Annotated in this window: 25 protein-coding genes and 1 tRNA gene; 5 read left to right on the top strand and 21 right to left on the bottom strand. The window is 28.3% G+C overall.

Going from position 1 to position 22986, the window contains the following annotated elements; genetic code table 11:
* Nucleotides 1-3: 3 nt before the first annotated feature.
* The 7 genes from AB0T67_RS05070 to AB0T67_RS05040 all read right to left on the bottom strand — a co-directional run bounded on the left by AB0T67_RS05070 (nucleotide 4) and on the right by AB0T67_RS05040 (nucleotide 5986).
* Nucleotides 4-882 carry a phosphatidylserine decarboxylase gene (locus AB0T67_RS05070; RefSeq protein WP_369219415.1) on the bottom strand — a complete coding sequence of 293 codons (879 nt, stop codon included), beginning with the start codon at nucleotides 880-882 and terminating at the stop codon, nucleotides 4-6.
* A gap of 4 nt (nucleotides 883-886) precedes the next feature.
* A complete protein-coding gene (scpA, locus tag AB0T67_RS05065; RefSeq protein ID WP_369219414.1) occupies nucleotides 887-2950 on the bottom strand; it encodes a methylmalonyl-CoA mutase in 2064 nt (687 codons plus the stop codon).
* Nucleotides 2943-4292 carry a methylmalonyl-CoA mutase subunit beta gene (locus tag AB0T67_RS05060; RefSeq protein WP_369219413.1) on the bottom strand — a complete coding sequence of 450 codons (1350 nt, stop codon included), beginning with the start codon at nucleotides 4290-4292 and terminating at the stop codon, nucleotides 2943-2945. Before AB0T67_RS05060 ends, scpA begins: the two co-directional genes overlap by 8 nt.
* On the bottom strand, nucleotides 4292-4609 hold the full coding sequence (locus tag AB0T67_RS05055) for an FtsB family cell division protein (protein WP_271231517.1): 318 nt from the start codon (nucleotides 4607-4609) through the stop codon (nucleotides 4292-4294). The genes AB0T67_RS05060 and AB0T67_RS05055 overlap by 1 nt, the downstream gene beginning before the upstream one ends.
* A gap of 2 nt (nucleotides 4610-4611) precedes the next feature.
* Entirely contained in the window at nucleotides 4612-5217 is a 606-nt protein-coding gene (udk, locus tag AB0T67_RS05050; protein ID WP_369220491.1) for a uridine kinase, read from the bottom strand.
* A 95-nt stretch (nucleotides 5218-5312) separates the two neighbouring features.
* A tRNA-Thr gene (locus AB0T67_RS05045) sits at nucleotides 5313-5386 on the bottom strand.
* A 369-nt stretch (nucleotides 5387-5755) separates the two neighbouring features.
* A complete protein-coding gene (locus AB0T67_RS05040; protein ID WP_058884388.1) occupies nucleotides 5756-5986 on the bottom strand; it encodes a hypothetical protein in 231 nt (76 codons plus the stop codon).
* Nucleotides 5987-6406: 420 nt separating this feature from the next.
* Here AB0T67_RS05040 and AB0T67_RS05035 point away from each other — a divergent pair, with 420 nt between their 5' ends.
* Nucleotides 6407-7012 (top strand): DUF1684 domain-containing protein, encoded by a 606-nt coding sequence (locus tag AB0T67_RS05035; protein ID WP_369219412.1) that lies wholly within the window; start codon nucleotides 6407-6409, stop codon nucleotides 7010-7012.
* Nucleotides 7013-7049: 37 nt separating this feature from the next.
* On the opposite strand, the gene AB0T67_RS05030 is transcribed toward AB0T67_RS05035, so the two are convergent.
* From AB0T67_RS05030 to AB0T67_RS05015, 4 genes are all read right to left on the bottom strand, one after another.
* Nucleotides 7050-7757, bottom strand: a complete 708-nt coding sequence (locus AB0T67_RS05030; protein WP_369219411.1) for a crotonase/enoyl-CoA hydratase family protein — start codon at nucleotides 7755-7757, stop codon at nucleotides 7050-7052.
* Entirely contained in the window at nucleotides 7758-8129 is a 372-nt protein-coding gene (crcB, locus tag AB0T67_RS05025; RefSeq protein ID WP_369219410.1) for a fluoride efflux transporter CrcB, read from the bottom strand. It lies immediately after the preceding gene.
* Nucleotides 8130-8197: 68 nt separating this feature from the next.
* Entirely contained in the window at nucleotides 8198-9172 is a 975-nt protein-coding gene (locus AB0T67_RS05020) for a DoxX family protein (protein WP_369219409.1), read from the bottom strand.
* 16 nt (nucleotides 9173-9188) lie between these two features.
* A complete protein-coding gene (locus tag AB0T67_RS05015) occupies nucleotides 9189-9734 on the bottom strand; it encodes a DUF1599 domain-containing protein (RefSeq protein WP_369219408.1) in 546 nt (181 codons plus the stop codon).
* Nucleotides 9735-9821: 87 nt separating this feature from the next.
* Between AB0T67_RS05015 and folP the strand changes: the two genes are divergently transcribed.
* Complete coding sequence (gene folP, locus AB0T67_RS05010; protein WP_369220490.1) at nucleotides 9822-10643, top strand: dihydropteroate synthase; 822 nt, start codon at nucleotides 9822-9824, stop codon at nucleotides 10641-10643.
* Nucleotides 10644-10665: 22 nt separating this feature from the next.
* Nucleotides 10666-11448, top strand: coding sequence for a diadenylate cyclase CdaA (cdaA, locus tag AB0T67_RS05005; RefSeq protein WP_369219407.1), 783 nt, complete (start codon nucleotides 10666-10668; stop codon nucleotides 11446-11448).
* A 47-nt stretch (nucleotides 11449-11495) separates the two neighbouring features.
* Here cdaA and AB0T67_RS05000 read toward each other — a convergent pair whose 3' ends face one another.
* From AB0T67_RS05000 to truA, 3 genes are all read right to left on the bottom strand, one after another.
* Nucleotides 11496-12017, bottom strand: coding sequence for a hypothetical protein (locus AB0T67_RS05000; protein ID WP_369219406.1), 522 nt, complete (start codon nucleotides 12015-12017; stop codon nucleotides 11496-11498).
* Between the two features lie 69 nt (nucleotides 12018-12086).
* A complete protein-coding gene (locus tag AB0T67_RS04995) occupies nucleotides 12087-13802 on the bottom strand; it encodes an ABC transporter ATP-binding protein (RefSeq protein ID WP_455432242.1) in 1716 nt (571 codons plus the stop codon).
* Nucleotides 13803-13852: 50 nt separating this feature from the next.
* The gene (truA, locus tag AB0T67_RS04990; protein ID WP_369219404.1) at nucleotides 13853-14587 is read right to left on the bottom strand and encodes a tRNA pseudouridine(38-40) synthase TruA; all 735 of its coding nucleotides are present in this window, start codon (nucleotides 14585-14587) and stop codon (nucleotides 13853-13855) included.
* 269 nt (nucleotides 14588-14856) lie between these two features.
* Here truA and AB0T67_RS04985 point away from each other — a divergent pair, with 269 nt between their 5' ends.
* On the top strand, nucleotides 14857-15351 hold the full coding sequence (locus AB0T67_RS04985; RefSeq protein WP_369219403.1) for a metallophosphoesterase family protein: 495 nt from the start codon (nucleotides 14857-14859) through the stop codon (nucleotides 15349-15351).
* Between the two features lie 5 nt (nucleotides 15352-15356).
* Here AB0T67_RS04985 and AB0T67_RS04980 read toward each other — a convergent pair whose 3' ends face one another.
* The 4 genes from AB0T67_RS04980 to AB0T67_RS04965 form a co-directional block, all read right to left on the bottom strand.
* On the bottom strand, nucleotides 15357-17174 hold the full coding sequence (locus AB0T67_RS04980) for a tetratricopeptide repeat-containing sensor histidine kinase (RefSeq protein ID WP_369219402.1): 1818 nt from the start codon (nucleotides 17172-17174) through the stop codon (nucleotides 15357-15359).
* 52 nt (nucleotides 17175-17226) lie between these two features.
* The gene (locus AB0T67_RS04975; protein ID WP_369219401.1) at nucleotides 17227-17901 is read right to left on the bottom strand and encodes a hypothetical protein; all 675 of its coding nucleotides are present in this window, start codon (nucleotides 17899-17901) and stop codon (nucleotides 17227-17229) included.
* Nucleotides 17902-18137: 236 nt separating this feature from the next.
* The gene (locus AB0T67_RS04970; protein WP_369219400.1) at nucleotides 18138-18782 is read right to left on the bottom strand and encodes a response regulator; all 645 of its coding nucleotides are present in this window, start codon (nucleotides 18780-18782) and stop codon (nucleotides 18138-18140) included.
* Between the two features lie 220 nt (nucleotides 18783-19002).
* The gene (locus AB0T67_RS04965; protein WP_271231531.1) at nucleotides 19003-19437 is read right to left on the bottom strand and encodes a DUF4293 domain-containing protein; all 435 of its coding nucleotides are present in this window, start codon (nucleotides 19435-19437) and stop codon (nucleotides 19003-19005) included.
* Nucleotides 19438-19642: 205 nt separating this feature from the next.
* On the opposite strand from AB0T67_RS04965, the gene rho reads away from it, so the two are divergent.
* The gene (rho, locus tag AB0T67_RS04960) at nucleotides 19643-21400 is read left to right on the top strand and encodes a transcription termination factor Rho (RefSeq protein ID WP_369219399.1); all 1758 of its coding nucleotides are present in this window, start codon (nucleotides 19643-19645) and stop codon (nucleotides 21398-21400) included.
* A 52-nt stretch (nucleotides 21401-21452) separates the two neighbouring features.
* Here the strand turns inward: rho and AB0T67_RS04955 are convergent, their stop codons facing one another.
* The 3 genes from AB0T67_RS04955 to AB0T67_RS04945 are packed head-to-tail and all read right to left on the bottom strand — an operon-like array spanning nucleotide 21453 to nucleotide 22980.
* Nucleotides 21453-22001 (bottom strand): 5-formyltetrahydrofolate cyclo-ligase, encoded by a 549-nt coding sequence (locus AB0T67_RS04955; protein ID WP_369219398.1) that lies wholly within the window; start codon nucleotides 21999-22001, stop codon nucleotides 21453-21455.
* Nucleotides 22002-22003: 2 nt separating this feature from the next.
* Nucleotides 22004-22369 (bottom strand): MmcQ/YjbR family DNA-binding protein, encoded by a 366-nt coding sequence (locus tag AB0T67_RS04950; RefSeq protein ID WP_369219397.1) that lies wholly within the window; start codon nucleotides 22367-22369, stop codon nucleotides 22004-22006.
* Nucleotides 22366-22980 carry a DUF4230 domain-containing protein gene (locus AB0T67_RS04945; protein WP_369219396.1) on the bottom strand — a complete coding sequence of 205 codons (615 nt, stop codon included), beginning with the start codon at nucleotides 22978-22980 and terminating at the stop codon, nucleotides 22366-22368. Before AB0T67_RS04945 ends, AB0T67_RS04950 begins: the two co-directional genes overlap by 4 nt.
* Nucleotides 22981-22986: the final 6 nt, after the last annotated feature.

The following is a 22986-nucleotide window of genomic DNA, read 5'->3' as shown; positions in this document are numbered from 1 at the left end:
GAATTATAAACCAATTTTTTCACCCATTTTAACAAATGTTTCAATGCGGTTTTTGGTGTTTTTTAAAATATCGGCATCTATTTTTAAGTTATTTTTATCAACAATTAAAACAACAGTAGATCCTCCAAAAGCAAAATACCCCATTTCATCACCTTTTTTTACAGGTGAGTTTGGTGTGTATGTATCTATAATACTCCCAACCATAGTTGCACCAACAGGAGCTACAATAATATCTCCTTTTACTTCGGATGATAAAATGCAGTATTCTCGTTTGTTTTCGCAAAAAACTTTTGTAAAGTTAGATGCTAGGGCATAGGGTGAAACTGAAAAATAATCTCCTTTTATTTTGGTCATTTTTGAAGGAGTTCCTTTAAACGGAAAATGATATCGATGATAATCATTTGGCGCTAATCTTAAAATAATTAACGATGAATTTTTATGCTTTTCGGCTAAAGTATCATTTCCTAAAAATTCTTTTAGTGTAAATTGTCGTCCTTTTACAAAAAACTTATCAATATCAGCAATGTTTTCAAAAGCCAACATTTTTCCATCTCCAGGAGAAACAAATCCGTTTTCAATAGGACGTGCGCCTCGTTTTAGTTTTCTGTAGAAAAAATCATTAAAAGAAACATAATCTTCTATTGGTTTTTGAGCTTCGTTCATATCAATATTTAATTGCTTTACAAAGCCTTTAATTTTAGTAACCGAATTAGGTTTGTCCATTCGTTTTCCATACCAAGAAGATAAAAATTTACGTTTTGCAATTGGTAAAAGTGCCATTTTTCCAAATGGATTATTGTATAATAAATTTAAAAAACCTTCACCAGGTGGTGTTTCGGTAATTTTATTTCCTGATTTTCTGTCGATGAATTGTATTTTCATAATTTTATTCTTCTATACTATCAATTAAAATAGTTAACATTTCAATAGCGGCTTGTGCAATTTTAGTACCTGTACCAAAAATACCAACAGCCCCTGCGTCGAATAAGAATTGATAATCTTGTGCGGGAATTACGCCCCCAACAATAACCATAATATCTTCACGACCGTATTTTTTTAGTTCTTCAATTACTTGAGGCACTAATGTTTTATGTCCTGCAGCTAATGATGAAATTCCTAAAATATGAACATCATTTTCAATAGCTTGCTTTGTTGCTTCTTGTGGAGTTTGAAATAAAGGACCAATATCGACATCAAAACCTAAGTCAGCATAGCCTGTTGCAACTACTTTTGCACCTCTGTCATGACCATCTTGTCCTAATTTGGTAATCATTATTCGAGGTCTTCTTCCTTCTAATTCTGCGAATTTATCGGCAAATTCAGATGCTTTTTTAAATAATTTGTCGTCTTTTATTTCTTTACTATACACACCTGAAATAGTTTTATGTACTGCTTTATGTCGTCCGAAAATACTTTCTAAGGCATCAGAAATTTCACCTAAAGTAGCTCTGTTTCTGGCTGCTTTTATTGCTAAATTTAATAAATTACCTTTTTTTGATTTTGCACATTCAGTTAAATCTGCTAAAGATTTTTTTACTTTAATTTGATTTCTTTTCGATTTTAAATCATTTAATCTCTCTATTTGAGATAATCTTACAGATTCATTATCAATCTCTAAAATTGACAAATGATCTTCTTTTTCTAACGGATATTTATTAACACCAATAATTACATCTTGAGCACTGTCTATTTTTGCTTGTTTTTTAGCGGCAGCTTCTTCAATACGCATTTTAGGAATTCCTTTTTCAATGGCTTTTGTCATGCCACCTAACTCTTCAATTTCTTGAATTAATTCCCAAGCTTTATTACTAATATCTTCGGTTAGTTCTTCTAGGTGATAGCTTCCAGCCCAAGGGTCAACTGTTTTCGTAATGTGTGTTTCTTCTTGTAAAAATATTTGAGTATTTCGTGCAATACGTGCTGAAAAATCGGTAGGTAAAGAAATTGCTTCATCTAAAGCATTTGTGTGTAAACTTTGTGTTCCGCCAAATGCCGCAGCCATTGCTTCTGTTGTTGTACGGGTTATATTATTAAACGGGTCTTGTGCTGTTAAAGACCATCCGCTTGTTTGACAATGTGTTCTTAATACTAATGATTTTGGGTTTTTAGGATTAAATTGTTGTACAATTTTTGCCCATAACATTCTTGCAGCACGCATTTTTGCTATTTCTGTAAAATGATTCATTCCTATTCCCCAGAAAAAAGATAATCTTGGTGCAAAAGTATCAATATCCATACCTGTTTCTAAACCTTTTCGGATGTAATCTAATCCATCAGCTAAAGTATATGCTAATTCAATTTCAGCAGTAGCACCAGCTTCTTGCATATGATAACCAGAAATAGAAATAGAATTATATTTTGGCATATTTTCAGATGTATATTCGAAAATATCTGCAATAATTTTCATGGATGGGCTAGGAGGATAAATGTATGTATTACGCACCATAAACTCCTTTAAAATATCATTTTGAATAGTTCCTGATAATAATTCAGGAGCAACACCTTGCTCTTCTGCAGCTACAATATAAAATGCTAGAATAGGTAAAACAGCACCATTCATAGTCATTGAAATAGACATTTTATCTAAAGGAATTTGATCGAATAGAATTTTCATATCTTCTACCGAATCAATAGCTACACCTGCTTTACCAACATCAGCCTGTACACGTTCATGATCTGAATCGTAACCACGATGTGTAGCTAAATCAAAAGCAACAGAAAGTCCTTTTTGACCTGCTGCTAAGTTTTTTCTGTAAAAGTCATTGCTTTCTTTTGCCGTAGAAAATCCTGCATATTGACGAATAGTCCAAGGTCTTCGAACATACATTGTTGCGTAAGGACCTCGTAAATAAGGTGCAATACCTGCTATAAAATCTTCATGTTGTTTATTTTCAACAGTTGATTTTTTATTTATATCTAATTGTATTTTTGATAGGTCTTTTCTACTCATCTTCTAACCTTTTTAGTTCTAGCTTTTCAGTTAGTCTTTTTTGAATAATAGGTAGAATAAGCGTTTTATCATTTCTGATTTTTATAAAAGGATAAAGAGATAATTTATTACTCATTAAATCTTTATTGTTTTGTATTTTATTAGAACCCACTAAAACTAATTCGCCAGCATCAAATTTTGCTTGTTCTTTATCCGAAGAATCTTTAATTTTTCGTTGAATATTACCTTCTTTCAATTGTTTTAAAAATCCGCCACCTTTTTCGATTGTTTTAAATACGATTAAAGCATTTTGTGCTAGTTGTTTGGTAATTGATTCAATATAATAAGTGCCATCAGCAAAATTTTGAGCATCAGATAATTCACATTCTTGCTGTAAAATTAAAAGTTGATTTCTAGAAATTCGTTCTCCAAATTCATTTGAATGATGAAAAATATCATCATAAGAAATATTACTGATAGTATCAGCACCTCCTAAAATTGCGCTCATACATTCTGATGTTGTACGAAGTATATTTACATTATAATCGTATAATGTTTTATTTCTTGATGTTGGTTTTACAAATAAATGTGCCTTATTATTAGTAACATCGTACTCTTTTAAAAGTGCAGCCCATAAAATTCGGAAAGCTCTAAGTTTTGCTATTTCAAAAAAATAATTACTTCCTACTGAAAAGTTAAAATGAATTTGATGTGCTATTTTATTTCCGAAATAATTTAAATATTCATTAGCATGTGCAAGGGTGTAAGCTAATTGTTGCGTGCTATTTGCACCCGCATTTTGATATATAGAAGTGTTAATACAAATAGCATTATCAGCACTTTCTATTATTTTTTTAAGTTCTTTAATTCCGTTACTAGAATTGCTAAACCAATTTCCTGTACTTGCTAAATTACCAATAAGATCAATATTAAAATAACAATTTTTTGAGTTTACAAATTTTGAAATTTCAATAATAAAATCAGGAGTTAAAAATTTAAAATTAAAGTAAAGTAAGGTGTTTTTTACATCTATATCTTTTAAAAGCTCTTTATAATTAAAAGGAATTTTTGCTTTAAACTCGATTGCTTTAGCACCTCTTTTTAAAGAATCAATCGCAAAAGAATTTGCTTTTTTTGCTTCTTCAATATAAATAGATTGACAAATAGTAAATCCTTTTTCAGGGGCATTTGTGCTTATATTTGTTTGGTCTTCTTTAGTATAAAAGGGTTTAACGGTAATTCCTTCATCGGTTTTCCAGAGTAGCGTGTCATTATAATCATCGCCTTTAAGGTCAACTTGAATTTTCTGCTTCCATTGAGCAGCGCTAATTTCTTGAAAATCGTTAAATAAATAATCACTCATTATTTGGGTATCGTATCAAATTCTATAATATAAATATCTTCATTTTCCTTTTTCATCAAGTATCTTTCACGAGCGTAACGTTGTAGTTGAATAGGTGTTTGAAGTTTTTCAATAGTTTTCTTGTCTTTTTTGATTTTTTCTTCATGATATTCTATCCAAACTTCTAGTTTATCAATTTCTTTATTAAACTCTCTATGTGTAAGGTAAGAATTTTCATCAAAAAAAAGCATCCAAATAACAAATACAGTTAAAATAATTACATAAATATTTGTTGCTATTTTAAAAGGTAGTTTATTTTTTATCGATCTTAAGTTCATAATTATAGACGATTACTAATTACAGTTCTAACAATATCGATAGCTACAGTATTATATTTATCATTAGGAATAATAATATCTGCATATGTTTTTGTAGGTTCAATAAATTGTTGATGCATTGGTTTGAGTGTATCTTGATATCTACTTAAAACTTCATCAATATCTCTTCCTCTTTCTTTGATGTCTCTACGGATACGTCTTATTAAACGTTCGTCAGCATCAGCATGTACAAAAATTTTTATATCACAAAGATTTCTTAGTTCTTTGTTATTAAATATTAAAATACCTTCAATAATAATCACTTTTTTAGGAAGTGTTTTTATGGTGTCATTGATTCTGTTATGAGTTTCAAAAGAATAAATAGGTTGTTGAATAGTTTTATTATTCCTTAAATCTTTTAGATGAGTTACAAGTAAATTGAAGTCTATAGCTTTAGGGTGATCGAAGTTTATTTTTGCACGTTCTTCATAGTTTAAATTATCTGTTTTACTATAATAAGAATCTTGTGAGAGTAGGCAAACTTCGTTTTTAGGGAGTTCGTTTATTATTTGGTTTACAACGGTTGTTTTTCCACTACCAGTTCCGCCAGCTATACCTATTATAAATATATTCTTCATGTAGTTTTTTTAAAATCTATGATGAAAGCAAATTTAGTAAAATAACTGCATAAAAAAAGTGTTAACTTTTCAGTTAACACTTTTTGAGCCAATGGAGGGACTCGAACCCACGACCTGCTGATTACAAATCAGCTGCTCTAGCCAGCTGAGCTACATCGGCTTGTATGCCTTAAAGACACTGCAAATATATATCCTTTTTAAGAAGTGACAAAATTTTTTTTCACTTTTTTTCACTTTTTTTAAATAAATTTAGTTAACTTACTAGTTTTTAAAATTTTATATTTTTAAGAAAAATGAATATTTTTTATTTTTTTATAAGGAAATGATATTTTTCACTTCTTTTTTTGAATTTAAGAAATCATTAACCTCATGTAAAAATAGAATTTAATAAAGAATTCGTTATTAAAACAAAAAAGCTCTAGTTTTTAGCTAGAACTTTTTTCAAAAATAAATATTATTAAGAATAATATTTTAAAAAATATTATCCTATATATACGGTAAACAAAATTTGTTTACTGTTGTAATAAATTTAAGCAGTTAAAGGTTTTCCTTTTAATCGTTTTTCAATTCTTTGTTTTACTACTGTTAATCGTTTCATAGCATCCATTAAGGCACTATCTTTCGTTTCTTTATATACTTCGTTTATCTCTAGTATTAAAGATTTTACTTCTCTTGAAGCTAATATTCTATCACTAGTAGTAATAAATTTGAATTTTCTGTGTTCAAATTCGTCTGCTTTACTAATTAATTCTGAATTCATAAAATACCTACTTATGTTTAATTAAATTATCCTTTAAATTTTAGTCTGGTAATTGATTTTTGGTTTTATACAAAAGGGTCAAAACATAAAATAAAATGGGCGACAAATATATCTAATCTTTTTGTAATCTATAATAAAAACATCAAATTGTTTTATTTATTTATAAAATTTATTTATATAGTTCATTAAAATTTAATTTCCCATTTTCATCAATTAATAGATGTAATTTCTTAAGTTCAATATAGTAAATATTTATGTAAATGTCAACTTTATTAATAGATTTTTAACATAATACTGTTATTTTCTTGTTAATATTGTGTGTTATTTGATGAAATGACTAAGAATAAAACATTTTAAAGCTGTATTAGTTCATTTTTTAGATAAAAAACATCTAATAATTTGTTTAAAGTTATAAATTCAATGAAAAATATTTTGTTATTAATATTTATATTAACACTTAATTCTTGTGTAAATAAAGGGAAAAGAACTGTTTTTGGTGATTCAGATTATCAAAAGGAATTGAACGCTACTTTTAAAGATGCTTCAAAATCTCCCTTAACAAAAAAAGGATTAAAAAAATTTAAAGGATTAGATTTTTTCCCTATTCTAGCTAAATATAAGGTTGTTGCAAAAATAATTAAAACAGCAGATGCACCTACTTTTAGTTTTCCGACAACTACAGATAGGGTCGTGATGTATAAAAAATATGGTGTAGTTTATTTTTCTATTGATAAAAAAGATTTTGAGTTAGCTATTTATCAAGAGGAAAACCCGAAACTTACGTATATGAATAACTTGTTTTTACCATTTTTAGATAAAACAAACGGTAAAACTAGTTATGAAGGTGGTCGTTTTATAGATGTTTTAACAACAGATGAAACCAAAAACGGAACAATTATTATTGATTTTAACGAAGCTTATAATCCTTATTGTGCATATAGTAATAGATATTCGTGTCCTATTACTCCAAGAGAAAATTATTTAGATATTGAAATTAAAGCTGGAGTAATGGCTTATAAAAAATAATTTTAATAAGCCTGTATTTTAAAATACAGGCTTGTTTTTATCTTGTAGGAGGATGTAAACCTTCTTTTATATCTTCTGCGATTGCTTCTTCTAAAGATGTTAAATGAGTTTCTCTAACTTTTAATTTTGTAGCTGTGTGTGCTTTTGGGTTTAATTTTGAAAACATTTTAGCAATTTTAATTGCAGTTGGTAATAAATGATTTTCAGGAACTACTTTATCTAAAAAACCTGCTGTAACTGCATTTTCTGGAGAATACATTTCTGCATTATTTACACTACGGTTAACATAAGTAGGAGTTAAGCGTCCTTTTGCCAATTGGATACCTGCATTATGCATTGCCATTCCTATCATAACTTCATTAAAACCTATCTTAAAATCACCTTCTGTACCAATTCTATAATCTGAAGAAAGTAATAAAAAAGCTCCTTTTGCAATTGCGTGACCCGTACAGGCTACAATTATCGGATAAGGAAAAGATAACATTCTGTGTGATAATCGAGATCCTTTAGTTACCAGTTCTAAGGCTGACTCTGCTGATGCTGTCATGCTTTTTAAATCATATCCAGCTGAAAAAACACCTGGTTGACCTGTTAAAATGACTACTTTTTTTTCTTGTTCAGCTTTATCTAATAATAGATTTAACGAATCAATTACTTCGTGAGATATTGCATTTACTTTTCCGTTGTTAAGCGTAATAATTACGTGATTTTCTGCGGATGTATATTGTGTTAATTCATTCATCATTTAAATAAATTTAGTTAGAAATATTCCTGTAAAAACGGCTAAAAAACCTAAAGTAAAACTAGCAATCGTATAAAAGGCAAATGTTGTGAAATCGCCAGATTTTAAAAAAACATGATTTTCATAAGCAAAGCTTGAAAAAGTAGTAAAACCTCCACAAAATCCCGTTGCTATTAATAATGTATGGTTTTGAGTTATAGCTTCATTTTTAGCTGCCAAACCTAATATTATACCAATAATTAAACTACCTAATATATTGGCTGTAAAAGTACCATAAGGAATTCCTGTTTGTTGATTATTTAAAAGTTTTCCTATTAAAAACCTTAAAACGCTTCCAAATCCACCTCCTATAAAAACGAGTAATAGTTGTTTCATATACTTGCTAAAATAATAAAACCTCACTGAAATAGCGAGGTTTTGTATTTTTAAAATGTAAGATATTATTATTTTAAAGTAACATCATCTGCATCTGTCCAATTCCATTTACCAACAATGATTCCTTTTTCAACGGTAACAATCCCAGGGTTTGCTCTGATTACTGTTTTTAAAGCAGTTTCATCACAAAAACCAAAAGTATAAGGTAAATTAAATTCTTTTTGAGTTGCTGCTAAGTCTTCAATATAAGAAGCTGATAATACATAAATTTCATAACCTTTAGCTTTGGCATTTGCAGCTACTTTTGCTATTGCTGTAATTCCTTCTTTTTCAGTTTTATCAAAATTATACATTAAAAGAAGCATTGCTTTTTCTTTAGCTAACATACTTTCAAGTAAATCTCCATCATCTGTTTCAATCATAAAATCATGAATTGGAGGTATTTCATCACTATCATCTTTGTACTTCATACCTTCAGCAATATCAGTACCTATAGCGTAGGCTCTAAAATCAATAATAGGTAAATGATTTAAAACATGATATACAACAGCCAGTGAAAGTAATACAGATATATAAGTTGTTACAGCACTTATTTTATTAGAAATAATTGGTTTTATATATTTTAATCCAATAATTAAAATAACGATAAAAACCATAAAGACCACATTTTTATAAAAAGTTTCTTTAGGAGTTAGTTTTAAAGCATCACCAAAACACCCACAATCTGTTACTTTGTTATAAGTATATGAATACCAAGTTAAAAATAAGAAAACTAAATTTAGGCTAAACAAGCTCCAAACTGTAAGTTTAGGTTTGTAACCAACTAAAAGCATTACACCTAAAACTAATTCAACAACAATTAATAGAATAGAAAAAGGTAATGTATAAGGAATTAAAAATTCCATATTTAATACGCCTTCACTAAAATATTCTTGAAATTTATATTGAGAACCTATAGGATCTACAAGTTTTACAAATCCTGAATAAATAAATAAAAGACCAACTAATATTCTTGAAATATGTGTTAAAAGTTTTAAAATCATGCTTAAAGTTTTTAGGTTAATTATCTAGTTTTGAGTGATGAATTAATGCAAAAATAGCATAATTAATCATGTCTTGGTAATTTGCATCAATTCCTTCAGAAACCAAAGTTTTTCCGTGATTATCTTCAATTTGTTTTACACGAAGTAATTTTTGAAGAATTAAATCAGTTAAAGATGAAATTCGCATTTCTCTCCAAGCTTCTCCGTAGTCATGGTTTTTATTTTCCATTAATTCTTTGGTGATTTTTACATGTTTATCATATAAAATTGTTGCCTGATTGGTATTTAAATCTGGTTGTTCAACAACACCTAATTCTAATTGAATTAACGCCATTATTGAATAATTAATGATACCTATAAATTCTGGTTTTTCGCCTTCATCTACTTTACGTTCAGTATTTTCTTGTAATTGACGGATGCGTTGCGCTTTAATAAATAGTTGATCGGTTAATGATGGAAGCCTTAAAATTCTCCAAGCACTTCCGTAATCACTCATTTTTTTGATAAACAAACTTCTACATTTTTCTATAACGGCATCATATTGTTTGGAGGTGTTCTGCATCTTTTTTATTTAAAAGTAATCCATCAAAAGTAGTAAATATTACAAGCTTTTCATTTATTTTTACTTTGAAATTTATGATTTATAATGATGACTATTAATTGCAAAGGAAATTTAATTGACCTCACGACTCCTAAAGTAATGGGGATTTTAAATGTAACTCCCGATTCTTTTTTTGATGGCGGAAAGTATAAAAATGAAAATGATATTCTTAGTCAAACAGCTAAGATGCTAAATGATGGCGCTACTTTTATTGATATAGGCGCATATTCTTCAAAACCAGGAGCAAAAGAGGTATCCGAAGCAGAAGAACTCCAACGAATTATACCTGTAATAGAACTATTAGTACGTAATTTTCCTGAGATAATTATTTCTGTAGATTCTTTTAGAAGTGAAGTTGTAAAACAATCAATAGAAGCAGGAGCTGCACTTGTAAATGATATTTCTGGTGGAGTTTTAGACGCCAATATGTTTGATGTTGTTGCTAAATTACAAGTGCCTTATATTATGATGCACATGCAAGGAAGGCCTCAAAATATGCAATTAAATCCTGTTTATGATGATATTGTAAAAGAAGTAATTTTATTTTTCGCATCACAATTAGTTAAACTTCGTGAATTAAAAGTAAACGATGTTATTATTGATGTAGGTTTTGGATTTGGAAAAACTACCGAACATAATTATGAATTATTAAAAAAATTATCATTGTTCGAAAGTTTAGAAGTACCTATTTTAACTGGCGTTTCTAGAAAATCGATGTTGTATAAACTTTTAGATATTTCACCAGAAAAAGCATTAAACGCAACAACTGTAGCAAATACAATTGCTTTATTAAACGGAACTAGCATTTTAAGAGTTCATGATGTAAAAGAGGCTGTAGAAGCAGTAAAAATTGTAAATCAGTTATCATAAAATTTAAACACCAATATAATTAATGAATTTAGGTTTTATTGAATTTTCATTTCTTGATGTGCTTGACATTATTTTAGTAGCTGTCTTGTTGTATTATATCTACAAATTATTAAAAGGAACTGTTGCTATAAATATTGTAATTGGTATCGCCTTTATTTTTCTAATTTGGAAAGTAACTCAAGCACTTCATATGGAAATGTTGAGCGGTATTTTAGGATATTTATTATCAGGAGGAGTTATCGCTTTGATTATTGTTTTTCAGCAAGAAATTAGAAAGTTTTTATTGATGATAGGGACAACTAACTTTTCTGCTAAAAGAAATTTTTTAAATCAGTTAAAATTTATGGAAAGTGAAATTAACACTGAAATAGATATTGAAACTATTTTAAAAGCTTGTATTTCTATGGCTAAAACAAAAACTGGTGCATTGTTAGTTATTGAAAAAACAAATAATCTTGATTTTTTAATTAATACAGGTGACAAAATGAATGCTTCAGTAAACGAAGCTATTTTAGAAAGTATTTTTTATAAAAATAGTCCACTTCACGATGGAGCAACAGTTATTAGAGATAATTTTATTGTAGCAACCCGTGTAATTTTACCCGTTTCTACAAGTACTAAATTACCTGCGCGTTTTGGATTAAGACACAGAGCTGCAATTGGAGTTACAGAAAAAACAGATGCTATCTGTTTATTAGTTTCAGAAGAAACAGGAGAAATATCTTATATAAATAATGGTGAATTTGTGTTATATAAAACGTTAGAAGATTTACTAAAAAAATTACAAAATGATTTAACACCATAAAAAAAGCTCGCAATTGCGAGCTTTTTAACTTTTATGAAAATCTAAAATTATTTAGCAGGAGCCATTTTAGATTGAATAGCGCTAATTACACTATTAAATTTCTTTGCGCTTTCAGCGTCTAAAGAAGAAACAATTTCTTTTCCTTTAGCAGCTAATTCAAGACCTTTTTTAGCTAATGGAGCACTTTTTAAAACATCACCTTTAGCAGCGATATAATCGTTTGCATAAGAAGCATAGTTATTTAAGTATTCAGAAACTTTAGGATCTTTAAATGCAGGAATAGAAACTCCAGCAAGTTTAGATTTTACAGCTTCAGTAGCAGCATTAACAGCGTTAGTTGCAGCACTTGTAGTAGCGTCAACAGCTTTAGTTGCAGCATCAGTAGTTGCATCAACAGCTTTAGTTGCAGCATTAGTAGTTGCATCAGCAGCTTTAGTTGCAGCATCAGTAGTTGCATCAGCAGCTTTAGCAGCAGCTTCAACAGTTGCATCTTTAGCTTCTTTAGCTTTCTTACAAGAAGTTGCTAATAAAGCACCAGCAACGCACATAGTTAAAATTACTTTTTTCATCGTTTTATTATTTTTAGTTTATAGATTGATATGACAAATGTATTCTATTGAGCTTTGTAAACAAACTATTTAAGAAGTAATTTCAGCCTTAAATTGTTTTTTATATAAGTTTTTATAATAGCCATCCTCTTTATTTAATAATTCGAAATGACTTCCTTTTTCAACAATCTGACCTTTATCCATTACAATGATAGTATCTGCTTTTTTTATAGTAGCTAATCGGTGTGCAATTACTATTGATGTTCGGTTTTTGGTGATTTTATCAGTAGCGTATTGAATCATTTTTTCGGAATTTGTATCAACAGAAGAAGTAGCTTCATCTAAAATTAAAATACTTGGTTTACTAACATAAGCACGTAAAAAAGCAATTAATTGTCTTTGCCCTGATGATAACATTCCTCCACGTTCTTTAACATTATAAGAATAATCATTAGGTAAACTCATAATAAAATCGTGAATACCAATTTGTTTTGCAGCTTCTTTTACTTCATCCAAAGTAATATGTTTACTTTTTAAAGATATATTATTGAAAATAGTATCAGAAAATAAAAATACATCTTGTAAAACAACGGCAATTTTTTCACGCAAAGAATTAATTTCATAGTCTTGAACAGGAACATTATCTAAGCAAATAGTACCGCTATCTATTTCGTAAAAACGATTTATTAAATTGATAATAGTAGATTTTCCTGCTCCAGTAGCACCAACAATGGCAATTGTTTCTCCTTTTTGAACATCAAAAGAAATTCCTTTTAAAATTTCTTCTCCTTTAATATAACTGAAACGAACATCTTTAAAAGAAATATTTCCTTCTAAAGTATTTGTAGTAATTGTTCCGCTTTTGGTGATTGAACTTTTGGTATCAATAATATCAAAAACACGTTCACCAGCTACAATTCCCATTTGTAGTTGATTAAATTTATCTGCAATTTGACGTAGTGGTCTAAATAGCATTTGTGCCATTTTGATAAAACCAATAATTGCACCAACCGATACTGCGTTATCTGCAATAACTTGCAATCCTCCGTACCAAACTATCAAACCAATAGCTATTGATGATAAAATTTCGGCAATTGGAAAAAAGATAGAGTAGTACCAAACAGTTTTTATATAGGCTTTTTTATGTTTATCATTGATGCCAACAAAGTTTTGATACTCTATTTTTTCTCGATTAAAAAGCTGTACAATTTTCATTCCTGTAACTCTTTCTTGAACAAATCCGTTGAGGTTTGCTACTTGATTTCGTACATCCTGAAAAGTTGATTTAATCGCTATTTGAAATAATTTTGTTGCATAAATTAAAATAGGTAAAGTTGCTAATGCAATAAGTGCTAACTTCCAGTTAGTGTATAGCATTACGATGATTACAACAATCATTTTTAAAATATCGCTAATAATCATAAAAACACCTTGCGAAAAGAAATTCGCAATTGTTTCAATATCTGAAACAACACGAGTAACCAATTTTCCTACGGATGAATTATCAAAATAACTCATTTTAAAAGATAAAATCTTTCTAAATGTTTTGCTTCGGATATCTCTAATAATGTGTTGTCCTACCCAATTAGCGTAGTAAATAAAGCTAAATTGAAATAAAACTTGTATCAATAAAGTGATTAACATGGCTATCGTATAGTACAATAATCGAGTTAAATCTTTATGAGTTGTAAAATCATCGATAGCTTTCATTAAAATAACAGGGCTCAATACTGCAAATATTGCTAAAAGTATGGTAGAGCTTGCTGCTATAATAAATCGTGTACGATACTGTTTTGCAAAACTCATAAGTCTTACAAAAATTTTAATGTCAAATGCTTTTCCAGTTGTTTTGCTCACTATATATATGGATATGCTACTTTTGTTAAAAATAATCCTTTTGCGGGAACTGATGTTCCTGCGTTACTTCGGTTTTTACTTGCTATAATTTTATTAAAATCATCAATAGTTGTTTTTCCGATACCGATATCAATCAAAGTACCAACAATAGCACGAACCATATTTCTTAAAAATCGATTTGCGCTAATATGAAACGTTAATTCATTTCCATTTAACTCCCAAACTGCATTGGTAACATCACAATTAAAAGTATGCACATCAGATTTTACCTTCGAAAAACACTCAAAATCTTCATGTTCATATAAAATTGCTGCTGCTTTATTCATCAAGTCAATATCTAATTTCTGATTATATAATTGCCAAGAGGTATCTAATGAAAACGGATTTCTACCAAGCCAAATTTTATATTCATAACTTCTGCTAGTTGCATCAAAACGAGTATGTGCGTCATCATGCACTAATTTACAGTTAAAAATTACAATATCGTCAGGTAATAAGGCATTTAATCTGAAGGCAAATTTTTGTGTTAACACGGCATCCGTATCAAAATGCGCAAACATTTGCGATGCGTGTACGCCTGCATCTGTTCTTCCAGCGCCTGTAATGCTTATATTTTTTCTTAAAACAGTACTAATTGCTTTGTTTATTTTTTCTTGCACCGAAACTGCATCAGGTTGTATTTGCCAACCATGATAATTTTTTCCTTTATACGCTAATTCAATAAAATATCTCAAAAAACCACAAAATTTAGGTTGCTAAATTATGAAATAATAGATGGACTTGTTAAGGCTAGTTCAATAAATATCTCCAGAAATTTTCTTTTAGATAATAATTTTTTGAAGCAATTTCCCGCTTTCCGCACTCGCTTTTTTTATTTTTCAAAATAAAAAAATAAAAAAGAGCTCAAACAATTGCTTCAATCGGGGCTAGGCATTTGTACTAATTTTGATAATTAGAAAAAGAAACTAAATTTTTTTAAAGAATTGATTAATTTAGCGATAATATGAAAAAAATACTACTACTTTCTGATACTCATAGTTATATCGATGACCAAATATTAAAGTTTGTAAAACAAGCCGATGAGGTTTGGCATGCGGGTGATATTGGTAATTTAAAAGTTACTGATACCATAAAAGAACACAAACCTTTACGAGCCGTTTACGGTAATATTGATGATAATAACGCCAGAGCAGAATTTCTGTTAGATAATAAATTTACTATCGAAGGTGTTTCAGTTTGGATTACGCATATAGGCGGTTATCCGAATGCTTATAAACCTAGAGTGAGGGAGGAGTTGCAAAAAAAATCGCCAAAAATATTTATTAGTGGTCATTCACATATTTTAAAAGTACAATACGATCAGAAATTTAATTTATTGCATTTAAATCCAGGAGCAGCAGGAAAACATGGTTTTCATAAAATAAGAACGATGTTGCGTTTCGAATTAAATAAAGGAGAAATAAAAAATATGGAAGTTATTGAATTAGCTAAACGTTAACTTCTTTATGAAAAATCAAATATTTCTTTATGTTGAACAGGCAAAGTAATATTTATTTTTGTGCCTTTATTTTTTTCAGATTGAATAGAAAGTGTTCCTTTCATCATTTCAATTCTGGCAGCTATTTGCTTTAAACCGATACCATTATTAATATTACATGACTTTGTAGAAAATCCAATTCCATCATCATTAACAAGAATAGTTAGTTCATCTTTTTCTTGTTTTATAATTATTTGAGCGTATTTAGCTTCACTATGTTTTAAAATATTATTAGCAAGTTCTTGAATCATATTATATATTTTTATTTCAAAATCTTGTTTATACCTATCAATGTTTTTAGTAGAAATGTCAAATCTTAATTGAGAGTTCGAATATTTTTCAACTACATCTTTTAAGGCATATTCCAAACCAAATTTCAATAAAATAGAAGATACTAATTTATGAGATAAATCTCTAACTTTTTCAGAGGCATCTAATATAATTGTTTGAGTTTTTTCAATTTCAACAGGGTGATTACCTTTAAATTGTTTTTTAGTAGCACTTAAATGCATATTTGCTGACGATAATAAAGCACTTACATTGTCGTGTAAAATTTCGGCTATTTGTTTTCGTTCTGATTCTTTAGCATCTATCGTAGCATTTAATATTTTTGTTTGTGCTTCCGATTTTAATTTTTCGATACTTCGCTGTTGTTTTAAATATAAATTTTTCTGACGTAATTTATAGTTATATGTAATAATACATGAAATTATAATGACAAGTAAACTTAAAGCTCCGAATAAAAATGTAGTTTTATTGTCTTTTACTTCAATAAGTTTTCGTTGTTCTTTAACTAAGTCTACTTTTTGTTGTTCTAGAGTTTCTTTATGTTTTACGGTTATTTCTTCAACGATACCTCTAACTTCTTTTTCTCGTTGATTATCTTCAATATCATATGATAACTCTTGATAATCATAAGCTTTATAATCGTTTAAATTTCGCATAGCCCATGCTAAATTATAGTATAGTGTAGATTTGTGTTTAACAGCGATTGAGCTGTTATTATCATTTATTAATTCAATAGCTTCTAAATAAGTGCTTTTAGCTTTTTTAAATTGATTAAGAGATAAGTATATGCTAGCAAGGTTATTTAAAGAGCTTGCTTGTTTTATTTTATTCTTTCTTTTTTTCTGAATATTAATTGCTTTTATAGCAAAAAATTCAGCTTTTTCAAAGAGCGAATCTCGTTGATATATATTAGATAAATTGATGTAGGAAAAAGCTTTGTGTTTTAGATCTTCTTGGGTAATTAAATTAAGTTCTTGTAGTTTATTATAAAAATAGATAGCAGAATCTTTGTCACTTTTTATTTTTTCATTAGAAGAACTATTACTATAAATTTTTTGATAAGCACTTCCAATTCTTAGATAAATTTCAGCATAAAAATGTTCTATACTTATAGAGTTATTTTCTAGAGAAAAACTAGTGTTATTTTTCTCTAGAAAATGTAATGCTAGTTTATAATACTCTAATGACTTTTTGTAATTATTTGTTTTATTATATATATCAGCTATTAATCTAGCAGATAAGTGAGATAGTTTATTATTCTCCTTACTTAGTTCAAATAATAAAAAACTCTTTTTTAAAGAGGAGACATATTCTCCTTTTTTATATTTTTTTAATATACTTTGATACTTCTTTTTTAAGATAGAATCACTTTGAATAATAGTGATTTTTTCTAAATCATATTTATTAATATTAGCAATTATATCATAAGAGATAAAAAAAAATAACCAAATGATTAATAATTTTATCTTTTGATTAATTTTAATATGTTTTTTCACTCGAAAAATAATTTAATAGCTAGCTCAAAAATAATGATTTTAGATGATATAATTACTCTTCTCCATTTTCAATTATAAGTCTTGGTTTTCTTCTATGAGGAGGAGGATCACCTTCTTCACCTCTTCCAGCATGTGTATGATTTACAAAATCTATTCTTAATGAGTTATCTTCAGACAAAGTAATAGTTTCTGAAAAATCTAGTTGCTTAGCTCTTCCTTTAGATAAATGTACTTCATAGGTTTCTATAGCTTCATTATAACTAAATTCAGTAGCTATATTTTTATTTACTTTAAAATTAAGTAAATAAGTACCATTACTGTTTTCAGTTACGCTATATGAGTTTAAAAATTCAGTTACACCACCTTTAGCAAAGGTAATATTATCATCTTCAATAGATATTTTTTTACGTTCTCCTTTATTAGTATCTAAAAAACCAATAATTAATTGATTATTTTCTGTAGTAAAGTCATTTGTATATTTGTTTGCTGTTTTGCGATTTACTTCTGATAAAATAATTTCATTTGAATTATCAGTATTTTTAACAGTATTTACAACTGTATTAGTTGTTGTATTTAAATCGATAGAATAAGCACCATTTACATCTCTTTTAACGGTGTACGATTCTAATAATTTTTGTTGTGGTGCATTTGTAACTTCTGTTTCGTTAGAAGAACACGCTGCAAAAAATAAGCTTAAAGCTAATAAAATAGGGCTTGCTTTTGTCATAGTTTAATATTTAATTGGTTTTGTTTATAACAAAGACGATGTACCAAAATAGACACTATTTGGGGGAGGTTTATGTTTTTTTGAAAACAAAATGAAGAGGTTTTCTATTTACATGTACATCGCCAAGTTTTTTTTAATGAAGTAGTTATTAGCAATGCATATTTATAATGAATTATAGATTTCGGGGGATTTTTCTTTATTCTTAAAGAATAAGGACTTGAAGGGGCTCTATAATTTTATACAATATTGTTTTTCACAGCGTACATTGCTAAACCTACTACGTTTCTTACTTTTAATTTTTTATACAAATTTCTACGATATAATTCAATCGTTTTAACACTAACCGATAGATATGCTGCTATTTCAGTAGAGCTTTTTTCTATGGCTATTTGTTTTAATACTTCAATTTCTCTTTCTGTTAAATCATTTTTATTTAAATTATTTTCTTTAATTTTAGCATCAGATACATATAATTCTAATAATCTACTTTTAACACCATCACTAAAATATTGTAAGCCATTGTTAACACTTTTTATAGCATTAATAATATGGTCACTAGCATCACTTTTATCAATAAAACCATTAGCACCTAATAGTATCATTTCTTGAACTAATTTAGGATCACTTAAACTAGATAGGATAATCGTTTTAATTTTTACATTACGTTTATTGAATGTTTTTAAAACATCAATCCCATCCATTTCTGGCATGTTGATATCTAAAACTAATACATCAGCTTTGTTTTTAGTAGACCAATCTATTACTTGTTTTCCTGTTAAAGAATAACCTTCTATTTCAAAGTCATCTTCTGTATTTAATAAAGCAATCACTCCATCTATTAAGATTTTATGATCATCAGCAATGTGAACTTTAATTTTCATTATTTACGTTTACAAATTTATAGCATAAAGATAGGGTGTACAATACCCAATACCCCTAATTATGCAATAGGGTTAACCCTATCAAAATAGGGTTAACCCTATTTTATTTAAGATTTATTTAACATTTCTTACGTGTGTTAAAACCGATGTGTACCAAAAATAAAAAACCGAGATCAAAGATCTCGGTTTTTTTCGCACTAAATATACTAATATGTTAGGTTTATCGTAATCTGTCTACAGATTTTACAAGATCTTCATCCTTCTTGATGGCTTTATTTGCTAAAACTAACAGCAAAATAACAATAACAGGAAAAAACATCCCAATACCTTTCTCAGAAACTAGCGCTTCTCCAGATAATGTTTGTGACAAATAGATTAATATCCCTAATAAAAAAAGATTAATCAATATGTTTAAACGCCCTAAAACAAACTGTAACTGACGGTTTTTAAATAAAAACAATGTTACTATTGATAGTAAAGCGGAAATAAAAAATAATACTGGAGTTATTTTTTCTAAAATAGAAACTCCTGAAAATAAGTCTATAATATAAATAGGTGTATTAGTTTTCGAAGTCCAAAGACTACAAATAACAGTTAAGCCTGCAGAAATAATTGCTGCAATTAATATATATATAGATTGTTTTCTTTGTATCATGTTTATTATTAGATAGCAAATGTAATATTTATTTTTTTAAAAAGAAATATTACAAGTTAAATTATTTGTATATATTTGTCAAACAAGTATAAATACCTGCACAAAAAAATTATATAGTCCCTATATAATTGAAATCATATAAAAACTTAAATACAATTCAATCCTTTTATTTAAAGAAGGGTTACATAACTTAATTATTTTACGAATGCTCGAGATTTCAGAATTAAAAACTAAAAAATTAATAGACTTACAAGTAATTGCAAAAACTATAGGTTTAACTAAAGTAAGTCAATTAAAAAAATTAGATTTGGTTTATAAAATTTTAGATGCACAAGCGGAAGCTAGCGCTAATCAACCTAAGCCTATTACTGAAAAACCAAAGAGAAGAAGAATAGAAAAACCAGAAGAAGTAACTAAAGAAACTGTTGTAGAAAAAGTAGCAGCTGTTGAGGTTAAGGTTAAACAGGAAAAAAAACCTATCGTTAAAACAACATCAGTTGTTTCTAATAAAGAAGTAGAGAAAACAGAAATAGTTACAGAAGCAGTTGAAACTATTGAAAAAAAGATTCAAGTAGTTGGTAAAGATGTGGTTGTTAAAGAACCTAATGTTGCTAAAAACCCAAAATTAGTTGTTAAAAAACCTGCTCCAAGACCAAGACCAAGAGCAGAAGTAGAAGCAGCTAAAAAGACAGCTCCAAGACCAAGAGCAGTAGTTGAAGCAGCTAAAAAAACAGTCCCAAGACCAAGAGCAGCAGTCGAGGCAGCTAAAAAACCACAACATAAAAATCAGAATCAAAATAAACCACAACATAAAAGTGGTAATAAATATAGAGATCCTGATTTTGAATTTGATGGTATTATAGAAAGTGAAGGAGTATTAGAAATGATGCCAGACGGTTATGGTTTCTTACGCTCATCAGATTATAGTTATTTATCATCACCTGATGATATTTATGTTTCTCAATCTCAAATTAAATTATTTGGATTAAAAACTGGAGATACCGTACTAGGTAATGTACGCCCACCAAAAGAAGGTGAAAAATACTTTCCTTTAATTAGAGTGTCAAAAATTAACGGTTTAAACCCTAATATTGTTCGTGATAGAGTTTCTTTTGAACATTTAACACCGTTGTTTTCAGATGAAAAATTTAACCTTGCTGAAAGAGGAAGTTCTTTATCAACAAGAATAATTGATTTATTTTCTCCGATAGGAAAAGGACAACGTGGTATGATTGTATCACAACCAAAAACAGGTAAAACAATGTTATTAAAGGATGTGGCAAATGCAATTGCTGCAAATCATCCTGAAGTATACCAAATTGTTTTATTAATTGATGAAAGACCTGAAGAAGTTACCGACATGAAACGTAATGTTCGTGGAGAAGTAGTTGCTTCTACTTTTGATGAACCTGCCGATAAACACGTTCGTGTTGCGAATATCGTTTTAGAAAAAGCAAAACGTTTAGTAGAATGTGGGCACGATGTCGTTATTTTATTAGATTCAATTACACGTTTGGCAAGAGCTTACAATACAGTTGCACCGGCTTCAGGTAAAATTTTATCAGGAGGTATTGACGCTAATGCTTTGCATAAACCAAAACGTTTCTTTGGGGCGGCTCGTAATATTGAAAATGGTGGTTCGTTAACAATTATAGCAACGGCACTTACTGAAACTGGTTCTAAAATGGATGAAGTTATCTTTGAAGAATTTAAAGGAACTGGTAATATGGAATTACAATTAGATCGTAATATTTCTAATCGTAGAATTTATCCAGCTATTGATTTAATTAAATCTAGTACTCGTAGAGATGATTTATTATTAGATCCGAAAACAGTAAAACGTATGTGGGTGTTGCGTAAATATTTAGCAGATATGAATCCTGTGGAAGCAATGACGTTTATTAATGACAGAATTAGACTTTCTAAAAATAACGATGAATTTTTAATTTCGATGAACGGATAGTTTATTGAAATCAGTTATAAAATTAAAAATCCCGCATAATTGCGGGGTTTTTTTATATAGGAAATATAATATTATTAAGTGGAATATCATAATTATTAGAATCTGTAATTTCAGTAATAGGTTCAAAAAAATTAAGCCCAATAGTAATTATGTCTTTCTTACAATTTGATAAAAAACGATCGTAAAATCCTTTTCCATAGCCGACACGATAATTTTGTTTATCAGAAATTAAAAGCGGAACAAAAACTAAATCAATATTTTTAACCTCAAATTTTTTGGCGTTTATAGGTTCAGGAATTCCGTATTTACTAATTTCTAAAGTAGTGTTTTTATCAAAAATAAAATGCTCTAAAGTGTTATCAGAAAAATTACTTTTACTAATAATTATTGTTTTATTTAAGCTTCTCAAATAATCAATAATAGGGTAGGTGTCAATTTCTTTTTGATTTTTAATCGATAAAAAAATATGTATATTCTGAATGTTTGAAAAATCGATATCAAAAATTTGCTCATAAATATTTTTTTCAAAAGCATGAATTTCTTTTTCTGATAAACTTTTTCTTTTCTCTTTATAGATGTTACGAAGTGCTGTTTTATTCATAATTATAATAGATGAAGTTCTTTTTGTGCTTTTTTTGTCAAACCTTTAATTACTAAATTATAAGAATGATCTATTAATTCAACGATAAATGCATCAGAAATAGTCGTATTTATTAAAACTGTATTCCAATGTTTTTTATTCATATGCCAACCAGGAAGTATGTTTTCATGTTCAGCACGAAGTTCTAAAGACCATTTAGGGTTGCATTTTAAATTTATTTTAGCTTCGCCTTGTTCCCAATGATTTAGATTTGTTAAAACAAACATTTTATCCATCACTTTAAAAACAAGTGTTACATAATCAAAAGGAAAATGTTCGGTAACTCCTTTTTTAGCAATACAATAATTACGAAGCTGTTCTATATTCATTCGTTTAATAATTTTTTATCTGGCTCAGGTAATTTTAAAGATGAATAATCTAATTCCCATCCAATAGTTTCTACTAGGTTTTCCATTAAATTAATCGCTTCTAAAGCTTCTTTATTGGCAGTTTGCATTAAGTTACTTTCGGGTATTTTTTGAAGAATATGTTCTTTCGCTTCTTTATTTACCTTTGTTAAATCTTCTGAGCTAAATTTATTTAATAACCCATTTTGAATATCGTAAAAGCGTAAGTTTGGTTCTACGGATAAAACTTCTGGTTGTGGAAATTCAGATATAATTAAGGCTTTGTTTTTTATATCGGTATACATTTTAATTTTCTTGAAATCAAAACCAATATGAACTTTGGCATTAATTAAAATAATAGCCTTCTTTTTACTTGTAAATAAACCTAAAAATTTTTCTTTAGAATTTTCATGATGATAAATTTCAGCAAATTCTCCTTCTACAGTAATAAGTTTTGAAACTTTTTTGATTTTATCTAACAATACTACAGATTGTTTTTCAGTGATATGTTTTCTATTTACTGAAGAAAATTTTTGTAAAATAAAATAAGAAATAATTGTACCAGCTATTAAACCTAAAAAAAGTAATTCCATAACTAC

This window comes from Tenacibaculum salmonis (assembly GCF_041053065.1).
GTDB classification, from domain to species: Bacteria; Bacteroidota; Bacteroidia; order Flavobacteriales; family Flavobacteriaceae; genus Polaribacter; species Polaribacter pacificus_A.
Note: the sequence above shows the minus strand (reverse complement) of the source record. Positions and strands in the feature narration are given on the sequence as shown.